The organism is Janthinobacterium leeuwenhoeki (assembly GCF_051380795.1).
In the GTDB taxonomy this organism is placed as follows: Bacteria; Pseudomonadota; Gammaproteobacteria; order Burkholderiales; family Burkholderiaceae_D; genus Janthinobacterium.
The window spans coordinates 1-13,155 of record NZ_JBNYXT010000019.1; the positions used below are offsets into that span (position 1 = coordinate 1).

General features: G+C 61.5%; 13 protein-coding genes. 10 read left to right on the top strand and 3 right to left on the bottom strand.

Annotation, left to right across the window (positions count from 1 at the left end; translation table 11 throughout):
• From ACQ4WS_RS15625 to ACQ4WS_RS15670, 10 genes are all read left to right on the top strand, one after another.
• Positions 1-184, top strand: a 184-nt coding sequence (locus tag ACQ4WS_RS15625; protein WP_436477670.1) for a hypothetical protein, incomplete at its 5' end; no start/stop codon positions are given.
• Between the two features lie 30 nt (positions 185-214).
• Positions 215-1,735 (top strand): B12-binding domain-containing radical SAM protein, encoded by a 1,521-nt coding sequence (locus ACQ4WS_RS15630; RefSeq protein WP_436477672.1) that lies wholly within the window; start codon positions 215-217, stop codon positions 1,733-1,735.
• A gap of 57 nt (positions 1,736-1,792) precedes the next feature.
• Complete coding sequence (locus ACQ4WS_RS15635; RefSeq protein WP_436477674.1) at positions 1,793-2,926, top strand: MlaE family ABC transporter permease; 1,134 nt, start codon at positions 1,793-1,795, stop codon at positions 2,924-2,926.
• Entirely contained in the window at positions 2,926-3,825 is a 900-nt protein-coding gene (locus ACQ4WS_RS15640) for an ABC transporter ATP-binding protein (protein ID WP_436477676.1), read from the top strand. The genes ACQ4WS_RS15635 and ACQ4WS_RS15640 overlap by 1 nt, the downstream gene beginning before the upstream one ends.
• On the top strand, positions 3,825-4,784 hold the full coding sequence (locus ACQ4WS_RS15645) for an MlaD family protein (protein WP_436477678.1): 960 nt from the start codon (positions 3,825-3,827) through the stop codon (positions 4,782-4,784). The genes ACQ4WS_RS15640 and ACQ4WS_RS15645 overlap by 1 nt, the downstream gene beginning before the upstream one ends.
• A gap of 12 nt (positions 4,785-4,796) precedes the next feature.
• Entirely contained in the window at positions 4,797-5,411 is a 615-nt protein-coding gene (locus tag ACQ4WS_RS15650) for an ABC-type transport auxiliary lipoprotein family protein (protein ID WP_436477679.1), read from the top strand.
• A 10-nt stretch (positions 5,412-5,421) separates the two neighbouring features.
• A complete protein-coding gene (locus tag ACQ4WS_RS15655) occupies positions 5,422-6,621 on the top strand; it encodes a VanZ family protein (RefSeq protein WP_436477681.1) in 1,200 nt (399 codons plus the stop codon).
• 40 nt (positions 6,622-6,661) lie between these two features.
• Positions 6,662-6,979, top strand: a complete 318-nt coding sequence (locus ACQ4WS_RS15660; protein WP_436477683.1) for a (2Fe-2S) ferredoxin domain-containing protein — start codon at positions 6,662-6,664, stop codon at positions 6,977-6,979.
• Between the two features lie 48 nt (positions 6,980-7,027).
• Positions 7,028-7,681, top strand: coding sequence for an alpha/beta hydrolase (locus ACQ4WS_RS15665; RefSeq protein WP_035828394.1), 654 nt, complete (start codon positions 7,028-7,030; stop codon positions 7,679-7,681).
• Between the two features lie 113 nt (positions 7,682-7,794).
• Positions 7,795-8,940: a D-alanyl-D-alanine carboxypeptidase family protein gene (locus ACQ4WS_RS15670; protein WP_436477685.1), complete on the top strand. Its 1,146-nt coding sequence runs from the start codon at positions 7,795-7,797 to the stop codon at positions 8,938-8,940.
• 71 nt (positions 8,941-9,011) lie between these two features.
• On the opposite strand, the gene ACQ4WS_RS15675 is transcribed toward ACQ4WS_RS15670, so the two are convergent.
• The 3 genes from ACQ4WS_RS15675 to ACQ4WS_RS15685 form a co-directional block, all read right to left on the bottom strand.
• A complete protein-coding gene (locus ACQ4WS_RS15675) occupies positions 9,012-10,397 on the bottom strand; it encodes a cytochrome c (protein WP_436477687.1) in 1,386 nt (461 codons plus the stop codon).
• Positions 10,398-10,411: 14 nt separating this feature from the next.
• A complete protein-coding gene (locus tag ACQ4WS_RS15680) occupies positions 10,412-12,199 on the bottom strand; it encodes a GMC family oxidoreductase (protein ID WP_436477689.1) in 1,788 nt (595 codons plus the stop codon).
• 117 nt (positions 12,200-12,316) lie between these two features.
• Positions 12,317-13,009, bottom strand: a complete 693-nt coding sequence (locus tag ACQ4WS_RS15685) for a gluconate 2-dehydrogenase subunit 3 family protein (RefSeq protein WP_436477691.1) — start codon at positions 13,007-13,009, stop codon at positions 12,317-12,319.
• Positions 13,010-13,155: the final 146 nt, after the last annotated feature.

The following is a 13,155-nucleotide window of genomic DNA, read 5'->3' on the forward strand; positions in this document are numbered from 1 at the left end:
AGCTGCGAAGAAGGAAGAGTATGAAGCATTTCACTACATCCGTCAACTCCTTCTTTACTACTCATCGCCGTTTCCGGTGATCCTCAAAGCCGCATTTGACTGCGTCTCATTGGGGAGCCGAACTATAGCCAACTCCAGGCCAGGAAGCAAGCTTTATCCTGAGAAATCATCGTGTGCAGCGTAAAATAGCGGTTTCGCCGTTTCCATCGCCGCCATGACCATCCTGCTCTCCACCCTGAACGCCCGCTACACCCACGCCTCGCTGGGATTGCGCTATTTGCTGGCCAATATGGGGCCGCTGCAGGCGCAGACGCGGCTGCAGGAATTCGTCATCGGCACGAAAACCACGGAACTGGTCGAGCGCATCCTCGTCAACAAGCCGCGCATCATCGGTTTTGGCGTATATATATGGAACGTCGAAGAAACCACGAAACTGGTGGCCATGCTCAAGCGTGTGGCGCCCGAAGTCATCATCGTGCTGGGCGGGCCGGAAGTGTCGCATGAGGCGGGCGAGCAAGAGATCGTCAAGCTGGCCGACTATCTGATCACGGGCTGGGGCGACATCACCTTCCCCAAACTGTGCGGCGAGATCCTCCACGGGCCGAAGCCGCTGATGAAGATCCACGCCGGCGTGCAAGCCCCCCTGGCGGAACTGCAACTGCCCTACTCTCTGTATACAGACGACGATATCCGCCACCGCACGATTTACGTGGAAGCGTCGCGCGGCTGCCCGTTCAAATGCGAATTCTGCCTGTCGGCGCTGGACAAGACGGCCTGGCCCTTCGCCCTGGAGAACTTCCTGGCCGAGATGGAATCTCTGCATGCGCGCGGCGCACGCCTGTTCAAGTTCGTCGACCGCACCTTCAATCTGAACATCAAGACCAGCTTGAAGATCATGCAGTTCTTTCTGGACAAGATCGAAGCCAATCCGGATGATCCCATCTACGCCCACTTCGAGCTGGTGCCCGACCACTTGCCCGATGCCTTGAAAGAAGGCATCAGCAAGTTCCCGCCCGGCGCGCTGCAGTTCGAGATCGGCATCCAGAGTTTCAATCCAGACGTGCAATCGCTGGTCAGCCGCAAGCAGGACAATCAAAAGGCGGCCGACAACATCCGCTGGCTGTGCGAAGAGTCGAACGCCCACTTGCACGTGGACTTGATCGCCGGCTTGCCGGGCGAGGATGAAGCCAGCTTCGCGGCCGGCTTCAACAAGCTGGTGGCCTTGAAACCGCATGAAATTCAGTTCGGCATCTTGAAGCGGCTGCGCGGCACGCCCATCATCCGCCACACGGAAAATTACGGCATGGTGTTCGACCCGCACCCGCCGTACACCATCCTGGCGAACAAGCAGCTCGATTTCATGAGCATGCAGCGCCTGGTGCGCTTTGCCCGCTACTGGGATCTGGTGGCCAACTCGGGCCGCTTCGCCAATACGGTGCAATGGATGCTCGGTGATGCGCCGTTTGAAAACTTCATGGACTTTTCGAACTGGCTGTACGCCCATACGGACGCCACGCACCGCATCGCCATGGAACGCCTGGCCAAGCTGGTGGCGCAATGGCTGCAGACGCGCGGCATGAGCGCGGCCGAGGCCAATGCCCTGCTGGCCAGCGACTATGCGGGCGGCGCGCAGGCAGCCGCACATGCCAAACCAAGCGAAGTGATTACTAGCAACGCCAAGGTGCGCCCGGACGTGGCCCTGCCGCAGCGGCAGGCGCGCCACCTGGCGTCCTGAGGGGCCGGCGATTGAACAGCGGTGGCGGTCTGCGCCATTCTCCCTTAAACTGGCACGATGCCGACTGTACAATTGCCGAAACTGACACTCTCCCAGACCAGCTCCCAACAGGGAGCCCTTGTCACTGCCAGCGGCACTTGGCAGGTGCACGCGCTGGCGCATGACAATGCCATCAAGGCCATCGACGCCCAGCTCAAGCCCTTGCAGGGCGATGCGAAGGTGCAATGGGACCTGTCGGCCATCGACAGCATGGACCATATCGGCGCCCAGCTGTTCTGGAATGCCTGGGGCAAGCAGCGCCCGGCGCAGCTGACCCTGGCGCCATCGCAGGAAGAGTTTTTCCGGCGCATCGAAGAAACGGGCCCTTTGGCAACGCCGTCCTCGCGCGCCAACCGCCTCACGCCCGTGATGAAACTGGGCATGGCCATTTTGCTGTTTTTCGAACATTTGAAGGGGTTTATTGCCCTCGTGGGCCAAGTGACGCAGGATATCGGCCGCTTCGCGCGCCATCCGATGCGCGGGCCATGGCGTGAAATTTCCGCCAATATCTTCCATGCGGGCTTCCAGGCGCTGGGCATTACGGCCCTCGTCGGCTTTTTGATCGGCGTGGTGCTGTCCTATCTGTCAGCGCAGCAGCTGCGCGCCTTTGGCGGCGACATTTACCTGGTCAACCTGCTGGGCATGAGCGTCATCCGTGAATTGGGGCCCTTATTGGCGGCCATCCTCGTGGCTGGCCGCTCGGGTTCGTCCATCACGGCGCAGCTGGGCGTCATGCGCGTCACGGAAGAGCTCGATGCCATGCTGGTGATGGGCATTTCGCACGGTTTCCGCCTGATCATGCCGAAAGTGCTGGCCCTGGCCATTTCCATGCCCCTGCTCGTGATCTGGACGGATACGGCCGCACTGATCGGCGGCATGGTGGCGGCCAAGGTGGAACTGAACTTGTCGGCGCGCTACTTCATCCAGAAGCTGCCGGACGCCGTGCCGCTGGCCAACTACATGATCGGCCTGGGCAAGGGCGTCATCTTCGGCATGCTGATCGCCCTCGTCTCCTGCCACTTCGGCCTGCGCATCAAGGCCAACACGGAAAGCCTGGGGCACGGCACCACCACCGCCGTCGTCACGGCCATCACCGTGGTGATCCTGGCCGACGCCGTGTTCGCCATCGTCTTCAATGGAGTGGGCTACTGATGGCGGACGACACCGATATCGCTTGTGGCACGGGCCAGGACGGCCAGTTCAACCTGCATGGCAGCGCGCCCGTGGTGGACATCACCAAGCTGTGGACCAAGTTCGGCCGCACCGTCGTGCACCAGGACTTGAACCTGGAAATCGAACGTGGCGAAATCCTCTCCATCGTGGGCGGCTCCGGCACGGGCAAGACTGTGCTGCTGCGCCAGATGCTGGGCCTGGAACATCCGGCACGCGGCTGCGTCAAAGTCTTTGGCGAAGATATCAACAAGGCAAGCTCCGAACAGTTGCAACAGTTGCGCAACCACTGGGGCATGCTGTTCCAGCAAGGTGCCCTGTATTCGGCCCTGACCGTGTTCGACAATGTGGCCCAGCCGATGCGCGAATTGCGCGTGCTGCCCGAGGCGCTGGTGCACGACGCGGTATTATTGAAGATGAATATGGTGGGCCTGGGCCCGGAACATGCGCTGAAAATGCCCTCGGACTTGTCAGGCGGCATGATCAAGCGCGTGGCCCTGGCGCGCGCCCTGGCGCTGGAACCGAAGCTGCTGTTCCTCGACGAACCCACGGCGGGCCTGGACCCGGATCTGTCGGAAAGTTTTGTCGCCCTGATCCAGTCGCTGCACCGCGAACTGGGCTTGACGGTGGTGATGGTCACACATGACCTCGACACTTTGTTCGCCCTGTCCACGCGCATCGCCGTGCTGGCGGAAAAACACGTGATCGCCATCGGCCCCACGCGCGAGGTGATCGAAGTCGATCACCCGTTCATCAAGCAATTTTTCCTCGGCGACCGCGGCAAGCGCGCACTGGCCGTCCTGGATGAAAAACAGGCGGCGGCAGGCAAGGCGGCGCAGCCAGGCGACGATGCCGGCACAGACAAGAAAGCGGAGAAGTAATGGAAAACAGATCACATGCCCTGATGACGGGATTTTTTACACTCACCCTACTGGTGGCGGCCATTCTGTTCGGCGTCTGGTTCAACCGCGACCGCGTGGAACGGGTGCCGTACCTGCTCGCCACCACCCTGTCCGTGCCGGGCCTGAACCCGCAGGCGACCGTGCGCTACCGGGGCCTGGAAGTGGGCAAGGTCGACGCCATCGACTTCGACACGCAAAAGGCGGGGCAAATCCTTGTGCACATCAGCGTGGCGCCCGATACCCCCGTTACCAACACCACCTTTGCCAGCCTCGGTTACCAGGGCGTGACGGGCATTGCCTACATCCAACTCGACGATGAACAGGTGGGCTCGACACTGTTGGGCACCAGCAAGGACAAGCCGTCGCTGATTCCCCTGCGCGCGGGCTTGCTCGACCAGCTGGAAAAGCGCGGCAAGCGCATCCTCGACCAGGCCGAACAGATCACCAACAAGGTCAACAACCTGCTCAGCCCCGACAACCAGGCCGCCATGCTGGGCGCCTTCAATGAAGTGGGCAAGGCGGCCAAGGCCTTTGGCGCCATTCCGCAGCAACTGGAGCCGACCCTGACGCAATTGCCGCAGTTGACGGAGCAAACGCGCCAAACCTTGACGGCCGTCAGCACGGCCAGCAAAAATGTGTCGGACTTGACGGCCACGTGGAAAAAGCTGGGCAACGACATCCAGGCGCCCGGCGGCGTGCTCGACAAAGTCAATGGCACGGTCGAGCGGGTCGGCAACTCGGTGGAAACGGTGGCCAATGGCGTGTCGCTGGAAGTCTTGCCGCAAGTAATCGAACTGAGCGGCGAGGCGCGCTCTTCGATGCGCGCCCTGAAAACCACCATGAGCACGCTCAATGAACAGCCGCAGAGCATCTTGTTCGGCGCCCCAGACATCCAGCCCGGCCCGGGCGAGCCCGGTTTTTCGGCACCGGGAAAATAAGGAGAACACCGCATGCCTATCCCTCGCAATTTCAGCGCACTCATCCTGGCCGGCGCCTTCCTGCTGGGCGGCTGCGCCACTCGCGGTCCTGTGCCCACTTTCTATGATTTTGGCCCGGCAGCGCCGCTGGCGGCAGCACCAGCGGCCACGCCAGCCGTGCCCGTGCTGGTGATCGCCGACGCCAACGGCCCCTCCTGGCTGGACAGCCAGCGCATGTATTACCGCTTGCTGTACGCCGATGCACAGCAATCGCAGCCGTACGCCTACAACCGCTGGAACACGCCGCCGCTGCAACTGCTGAGCCAGCGCCTGAAAACCCGCGTGGCGCAGAGCGGCGTGAAAGTGCTGTCGACCACGGACGCGGCCGCCGACATGCCCCTGCTGCGCATCGACGTCGATGATTTTTCGCAAAACTTCGACACGCAGACGCACAGCAGCGGCCATGTGTCGCTGCGCGCCTCGGTCTTTCGCGGCCACCGCCTGATCGACCAGAAAACCTTCAGCCGCAGCGGCCCGGCCGGCAGCGCCGACGCGCAAGGGGGCGCGCAGGCGCTGGCGGCCGCATCGGATGCCATCGCCGCCGACCTGCTGGCCTGGCTGGGCACGCTGAACCTGCCGAAAGAGTGACCGCAGCACGATGACCGCCCCCGCAGCTCCCGCCAGCCCGCCAGCGCCACTGCCACTGCCACTGCCGCCCGTACGCTCGTCGCCCGTGTCGCGCGCGACCCTGCTCGCCTACGTCTTCCTGATCGTCTACGCCAGCTGGTTTCCGTTTACGGGTTGGCACAGCAATGGCTTGTCGCCGCTGACCTTCCTGGAAAACACGCGCATGCCCCGTTACTGGACGGGCTTTGATGTGGGCATCAATGTCGTCGGCTACATCCCGCTGGGCGCCTTGATCGTGTATTCGCTGTTTCCACGCATCACGGGTTTCTTTGCCGTCATCGTTGCCAGCCTGTGCGGCATGTTGATTTCCGGCAGCATGGAAGCCGTGCAAACCTATCTGCCCAGCCGCGTATCGTCGAATCTGGACTTTTATACGAATTCGGCCGGCTGCTTTATCGGTTCCATCATCGGCGCCCTGACGGCGCGCAAACTGCTCGACCATAGCCACCTGTACCGCTTGCGCCAACGCTGGTTTGCCCAGCACGCCAGCCAGGGCCTGGTGCTGGTGGCGCTGTGGCCGCTGGCGCAGATCTATCCGCAAGGCTATCTGTTCGGCCTGGGCCAGCTGCTGCCCATCCTGTCGGACTGGCTGTCGCGCCTGGCGGGCATGGAGATCGACCTGGCCACGTATTTGCGTCCCGACGTGATATTAACTGTCGAGCAATATTGGCTTTCGGAAACCATCATCACGGCTTGCGGCATGACGGGCGCCGTACTTACCTTGCTGTGCCTGCTGCGCCGCGCGGCGCCCCGCACCGTGGTGATGCTGGTCCTGATCGCCGCCGCACTGACCGTGCGCTCGATGGCCAGCGCGCTGCTGTTTTCGCCCGAAAACGCCTTCGTCTGGATCACGCCGGGCGCCCAGGGCGGCTTTTTGATCGGCCTGATCATGCTGGGTGGCCTGGCCTTCGCCCCGCACGTGGCGCAGCGCCGCATCGCGACCGCCACCTTGCTGTTGAGCCTGGTGATGGTGAATACGACGCCGATCAACCCGTATTTCATGTCGACCTTGCAAGGCTGGGTACAAGGCAAGTTCCTCAACTTCAACGGCGCGGCGCAATTCCTCGCCTTGCTGTGGCCGTTCATGGCCCTGTGGTTCCTGTGCCTGCCCTCGCACCGCCTGAACCGGCAGGAGGACGTGCAGCGCCAGCGTCGCGAAGACCACCCATAAGCGTTATCATGACGCATTGATGAATCAGCAGGAGCATAGTATGAGCGACGCACCGTATTTTGAACGCCACGTTTTTTTCTGCATGAATAAACGTGAAGACGGCCGCAACAGTTGCGGCGACCATGGCGCGGAAGCGGCGCAAAAGCATTGCAAGCGCCGCATCAAGGAACTCGACATGAATGGCGCGGGCAAGATCCGCATCAACCAGGCCGGCTGCATGGATCGCTGCGAAGAAGGCCCGCTGCTAGTCATCTACCCGGAAGCGACCTGGTACACCTATGTCGACAGCAGCGATATCGATGAAATCATCGATACCCACCTGGTGGGCGGCAAGATCGTCGAACGCCTGAAAATCTAAGCCCCATCTTTAATCCTAATTTAAGCCTACGCCACCAGTATGAGCATCATGAACAGAAATTCGGAAAAATTTACCCTCGCCGGCCATGCAGGCAGCATGGAAGGCTTGCTCGATTTCCCGGCAGACACCCCGCGCGGCATCGCCCTCGTTGCCCATCCGCACCCGCTGTATGGTGGCACAATGGATAACAAGGTCACGCAAACCCTGGCGCGCGCGTTTGTCGCCCTCGGTTACGTGGTGGCGCGCATCAACTTCCGCGGCGTGGGCGCCTCGGAAGGCGTGCATGACCATGGCGCGGGCGAGACGGATGACATGCAATTGCTGTACGAACACATGCGCGGCCTGTATCCGGGCTTGCCTGTGGCCTTGTCCGGTTTCTCGTTCGGCACCTTCGTGCAATCGAAACTGCAGGAACGCCTGGCCGCCGCCGGCACGCCCGTCGAGCGCCTGGCGCTGATCGGCAGCGCGGCCGGCAAGTGGGCCATGGCCGATATTCCCGCCGATACCATTTTGATCCACGGCGAACTGGACGACACGATTCCCCTGTCCGCCGTCTTCGACTGGGCCCGTCCACAAGACATTCCCGTGATCGTGATCCCCGGCGCCGATCACTTTTTCCACCGCAAGCTCAATCACATCAAGAACCTCGTGATTGCCCTGTGGCATGGTGACAAACCCGCAATCGCAGCAGATGATCATTGAAGTGTGGGCTTACTAGCGTCTCCACGGCTATAATTGATCCGTTTTTTCCACGCGGCCATGCAAGCAGCAACAACATGGCCCTCAGCCTTCATCTTTTTCGCAGACCAGCCTCCATGAAAAAACTTTTAGCGGCACTGGCCTCCAGTGTATTTTTCTTTTCCGCCGCCTACGCCCAGAGCGTTCCAGCCCCAACCATCGCCGCCAAGTCCTGGCTGTTGCTTGACGCCACCAGTGGCCAGATCATTGCTTCGCAAGATCCGGACGCGCGCATCGAGCCGGCATCGCTGACCAAGATCATGACGGCTTACCTGACGTTTGCCGCCATCCGCGAAAAGAAACTGGCGCTGGACCAAAAAGTGAATGTCTCCGTGCGCGCCTGGAAAGTCGATTCGAGCAGCTCGAAGATGTTCATCGACCCGGCTACCCCTGTATCGATCGACGACTTGCTGCATGGCCTGATGATTCAATCGGGCAACGACGCCGCCGTGGCGCTGGCTGAAGCCGTTGCCGGCGATGAAGGCACTTTCGTCGTGCTGATGAACCGCGAAGCGCAACGCATGGGCATGAAAAACACGCGTTTTGCCAATCCGCATGGTTTGCCTAGCCCGGATAACTATTCCACTGCGCAAGACTTGTCCGTGCTGGCCAAGCGCGTGATCGCCGATTACCCGGAATTCTACAAAATCGATTCCGTAAAAAGCTTTACCTATAACAAGATCACCCAGCCTAACCGCAACCGTCTTCTGTGGCTGGACCCAACCGTCGATGGCATGAAGACGGGCCATACGGAAGCGGCCGGCTATTGCATGATCGCGTCGGCCCGCCGTCCTGGTGGCACCGGCGAGCGCCGTCTGATCTCCGTCATGCTGGGCACCACGTCCGACCAGGCCCGTACGCAGGAAAGCCAGAAGCTGCTGAACTGGGGCTTCCAGAACTTCGATACAGTCAAGCTGTACTCGAAAGGCCAGGCCGTGGCCACGCCGGAAGTGTGGAAAGGCTCGAAAGGCACCGTGAAAATCGGTTTCGCCCGCGATGTGCTCGTCACCGTACCAAAAGGCACGGCTGCCAAGATGAAACCGGTGCTGGAACGCAAGGACCCGCTGGTCGCGCCATTGGCTGAAAACGCCCCTGTCGGCAAGCTGAAAATGATGGTTGACGACAAAGTCCTGCTGGAACTGCCGGTCGTGGCGCTGGAAACCATCAACCAGGCCACGATCTTCGGCCGCGCCTGGGATTCGATGCGCCTGTGGATGAAATAAGTAATTAGCGTTCCCCATAAAAAATGCCCGCAGATGCTGCGGGCATTTTTTTTGTCTTGCGCTACGTCAAATTACTTCAGCGGCGCATCCTTCAGGTGCGGCTGGCGCGCCACGGGCGGGAAGGTACCATGGCGGCCTGCCGCAAACGTCGCTTCCGTCTGCGACGCTTGCACCGGCACGGCCACTTTGCGCACCTTGGCCACCTGCGCTGCCGTCACCGGTGTGCCGCGGTTGCCCCAGCTGGTCTGAATGAAGGTCACCACTTGCGCAGTCTGCTCATCATTGAAGATGTCGGCATACGGCGCCATCGTCAGCGCCGACGGTGCCGTGCGCGTGGCCGGCACGGCGCCGCCCGACAGCACGATGTTGATGGCCGAGGTGGGATCGTTCGTCTGCAGCACGGCATTGCCGGCCAGCGCAGGGAAGGCCTTGTCGTAGCCCTTGCCGTCGGAACGGTGGCAACCGGCGCAACGGTCCAGGTACAACTGCGCGCCTTTCGAGTTGACGATACCGCTGAACAACTGCTTGCCCAGCTTGTCATCGGCCACGAAGGCGGGCGTGGCCGGATTCGATGGCGGCAGGGATTTCAGGTATTTCGCCATCGCTGCGAGGTCGCCATCCGTCATATGCTGCATGGAATGGGCCACCACGTCGTTCATGGCGCCGAACGAGGCCGTATGGCTGTTGCGGCCCGTCTTCAGGAATTCGGCGATCTCCGCCGCGCTCCAGCGCGCCAGGCCACCGCCATGTTCATTGCGCAAGGAGGGCACGGACCAGCCGTCGATCACGCCGCCACCCGCCAGGAAGGTGGTATTACCCGCGTCCGTCAGCGATTTTTCCTGCATGCCAACGCCGCGTGCCGTGTGGCAGGCGCCGCAGTGGCCCAGGCCCTGCACCAGGTAGGCGCCGCGCAGCAATTGCGCGTCGCCCGTGGCCGGCGCCTTGTAGGGCTGCGGCGTGGGGGCAAAGACCCAGCGCCAGATGGTCAGGGGGAAACGCATCGACAAGGGCCATGGAATATCGGCCGCCTTGTTCGGCGTCGGATCCGCCTTCACGCCATGCATGAAGTAAGCGTACAGGGCTTGCATGTCTGCCTCGCTCAGGCGCGAGTACGACGGGTAGGGCATGGCCGGATACACGGTGTAACCATGTTTCGTCACGCCGGTGCGCATCAGCTTGTCAAAATCGGCAAAGCTCCAGTCGCCAATGCCGGCCTTCTTGTCGGGCGTGATATTGGTGGAATACACCTTGCCGATCGGCGTTTCCATGCCCAGGCCGCCCGCAAATGGCTGGCCTTTGGTACCGGCCGTATGGCAGGCGATGCAGTCGCCGGCACGGGCCAGGTATTCGCCCTGGCGTATCAGCTGGGCGTTCGGGGTGGTGGTGGCAGACAGGGCGGCGCCGGAGGCGAGCGCCAGCAGCAGCGCGCCCACTGTATGGGTGAATGTGTTGTTCATCTTCTTGTTCTTTATCAAGCGACCAGGGGACGGGGATCTTTCAGGTATTGCTCGCGGATGGCCTTGGCCGACCAGTAGGTCAGCGCGCAGGCGAGACCCGTCGGGTTGTAGCCGATGCCGACCGGGAACACGCTGGAACCGACGGCAAACACGTTGTGCACATCCCAGCTTTGCAGGTAGCGGTTGACGACGCTGGTCTTGCGGTCCGCGCCCATGGCCGTGCCGCCCGCCCAGTGGGTGGTCTGGTAGTTGCGCAGATCGAGGTGGTCGCCCACGTTCTTGACGGATACCTTGATCGCTTCCGGGTTCATGGCTTCGGCCACCTTCATCATCTTGTCCGTGACGAAACGGCTCATCTTGATGTCGTTTTCCTTCCAGTCGAAGGTAAAGCGCAGCAATTGCTGGCCATACTTGTCCGTGTAGGTCGGATCCAGGTCGACATAGCAGTCGCGGTAAGTCATGTTGGCGCCGTGGCAGTCAAACGAGACCGTGTTCAGATAGCTCTTCTTGACGGCCTTCTTCCAGGCCGAGCCCCAGGCGGGCGTGCCGTCCGGCGTGGCGATGCCCGAGATCGGCTTGGACCCGGCCGGGTTGCACCAGGCGGGCGAACCACCGACAAAGCCCAGCGGGCCATGGTCGAAATTGTCGCCATTCCAGTCATCGAGCGCGACACCGGTGCCGCCGGCGCCGATGAAGGGGTTGGTGTTCGTGTCTTCCTTGAAGAAGGTCTGGATGGTGGACATCATCTGGTAGGCGATATTGCGCCCCACCACACCTTCATTGCTGACGGGGTCGTACGGCTTGCCGATGCCAGAGAGCAAAAACAGATGCGCGTTGTTATAGGCAAAGGCGCTGGCGATGACCAGGTCGGCCGGTTGCTCGACGGCCTTGCCGTCCGCATTGATATAGGTCACACCCGTTGCGCGTTTCTTGCTGCCGTCGAGATTGATGCGCACGACGTTGCAATTGGCGCGCAATTCAAAATTCGCCACCATGCGCAGGGCCGGCATGATGTTGACGTTGGGCGAGGCCTTCGAATAGTTGTAGCAGGCGTAGCCGGAACAGAAACCGCAGAAGTTGCACGGACCCATCTGGCAGCCATACGGGTTCGTGTACGGCCCGGACGCGTTCGACGAGGCGTTGACAAACGGGTGGTAGCCGACGGCCTTGGCCGCGCGGCGGAACAGCTCGGCCGTGTACGGCACTTTTTGCGGCGCCAGCGCGTAATTGTCGGAGCGGTCGCCCTCGAACACATTGCCGTCGCCGACGACGATGCCGTTGACTTTATACGCCTGGCCCGAGGTACCGAAGACTTTCTCGACGAAATCGAAGTGCGGCTCCAGCTCGGCGTAGGTCACGCCAAAGTCCTGGATCGTCATGCCTTCGGGAATGAATTTCTTGCCGTAGCGGCGTTCGTAGTGGCTGCGGATTTGCAGCTCTTCCGGCAGGACGCGCCAGTGCATGCCCGACCAGTGCAGACCTGCGCCGCCCACGCCCGTACCGGGTTTGAAGGCGCCGATCTGGCGATACGGCACGGCCACGCCCGTGATGCTGTGGCGGAAGGTGAACGTGCTCTTCGACATGTCCTGGAACAGCTTGCTGCGCTGGATGTACGTCAGCTCGTCGAGGGTCTTCGGATAGGCGCCGTCGGGATAGGTGTCGCGGTACTCGCCACGTTCCAGCGCGACCACGTTCAGGCCCGCCTCCGTCATTTCCTTGGCCATGATGGCGCCGGTCCAGCCGAAGCCGACAATCACGGCATCGACAGGCTTCATTTTTACATCTGGTTTGATATCACTCATGATGGTTTTTCTTTTTCTTTGATCTGGTACTGATAACTGAAAAGGTTCAGGGCAAGGCGCATTGCCGCAGGCAGTACGCTAGTACGACCAGGCAGTGCAACGCCGCCATGGACTTTTTCAGGCGATGGAGACCGGCGGCAGCGGGTATTTCTTGCCATACTGTTCGACCCAATCCATGTAATCGGCGCGCGCGCCAGGGAAACCCACCATCTTCCAGGCCAGCATGTCCTTGTTGCCACCATGCACGGGGTCACAAAAGTAGCCTTCGCGCGTGTTTTGCAGCAGCTGGTTGAAGAAGATTTTCGACGGCACTGCGCCGATGTCCAGGGTCCCCTTTTGCAATTGCGTGATGACGGCGTCGCGCTCGGCCGCATTCAGTTGCACGAAAGGCTTGCCGGACTGCTTGTTGACGGCCGCATTGACGCCGGCCAGGGCGCTCTGGTACAGCTCGCGCGGCGCCATGTGGAACTGGTAGCCGAACTGCTCGATCGATGGCACGAATGGCCCCTGCATGTACCACAGCGCGCCATACGCGTACGGCGTGTTCATCTGCGCGTCGATGAATTCATGCGCGCCGGACTCCAGCGCGCCCGGACCTTCGCCATCGGCGGGGATCAGGCGATCGACCAGTGCCGTCAGGGTGGCCCATTCGGTGGCGTCGAAAAAGCGCGGTTTGTAGGCAGGCTGGTCTTTGGAGACGGCCATGGCCAGGCCGCCGCCGGCGCCGGCCAGCAAGGCCACGGCAGGCGCGGCGCCGACGGCCTTGCGCAGGAAGTGTCGCCGCTGGGGCGAAATCCCGATGATTTTCATAGGTTTTCCTCAGGCGGCACGGGCCGCCACAGTGATGGATGTGGGAGTCAGAAAGAAAATGCGGGCACGCGCCGCGGAGATGGCAGATTTCACGTAGAGAAGACTGGGGTATCGCGGCGCATCCGCCTGTCGCTTAATTGAGCAGG

Coding starts and splice junctions, on each gene's coding strand:
- ACQ4WS_RS15655 (WP_436477681.1), top strand. CDS start 5,422: ATGACCGCCCCCGCAGCTCCCGCCAGCCCGCCAGCGCCACTGCCACTG.
- ACQ4WS_RS15660 (WP_436477683.1), top strand. CDS start 6,662: ATGAGCGACGCACCGTATTTTGAACGCCACGTTTTTTTCTGCATGAAT.
- ACQ4WS_RS15645 (WP_436477678.1), top strand. CDS start 3,825: ATGGAAAACAGATCACATGCCCTGATGACGGGATTTTTTACACTCACC.
- ACQ4WS_RS15675 (WP_436477687.1), bottom strand. CDS start 10,397: ATGAACAACACATTCACCCATACAGTGGGCGCGCTGCTGCTGGCGCTC.
- ACQ4WS_RS15665 (WP_035828394.1), top strand. CDS start 7,028: ATGAACAGAAATTCGGAAAAATTTACCCTCGCCGGCCATGCAGGCAGC.
- ACQ4WS_RS15680 (WP_436477689.1), bottom strand. CDS start 12,199: ATGAGTGATATCAAACCAGATGTAAAAATGAAGCCTGTCGATGCCGTG.
- ACQ4WS_RS15630 (WP_436477672.1), top strand. CDS start 215: ATGACCATCCTGCTCTCCACCCTGAACGCCCGCTACACCCACGCCTCG.
- ACQ4WS_RS15685 (WP_436477691.1), bottom strand. CDS start 13,009: ATGAAAATCATCGGGATTTCGCCCCAGCGGCGACACTTCCTGCGCAAG.
- ACQ4WS_RS15635 (WP_436477674.1), top strand. CDS start 1,793: ATGCCGACTGTACAATTGCCGAAACTGACACTCTCCCAGACCAGCTCC.
- ACQ4WS_RS15650 (WP_436477679.1), top strand. CDS start 4,797: ATGCCTATCCCTCGCAATTTCAGCGCACTCATCCTGGCCGGCGCCTTC.
- ACQ4WS_RS15670 (WP_436477685.1), top strand. CDS start 7,795: ATGAAAAAACTTTTAGCGGCACTGGCCTCCAGTGTATTTTTCTTTTCC.
- ACQ4WS_RS15640 (WP_436477676.1), top strand. CDS start 2,926: ATGGCGGACGACACCGATATCGCTTGTGGCACGGGCCAGGACGGCCAG.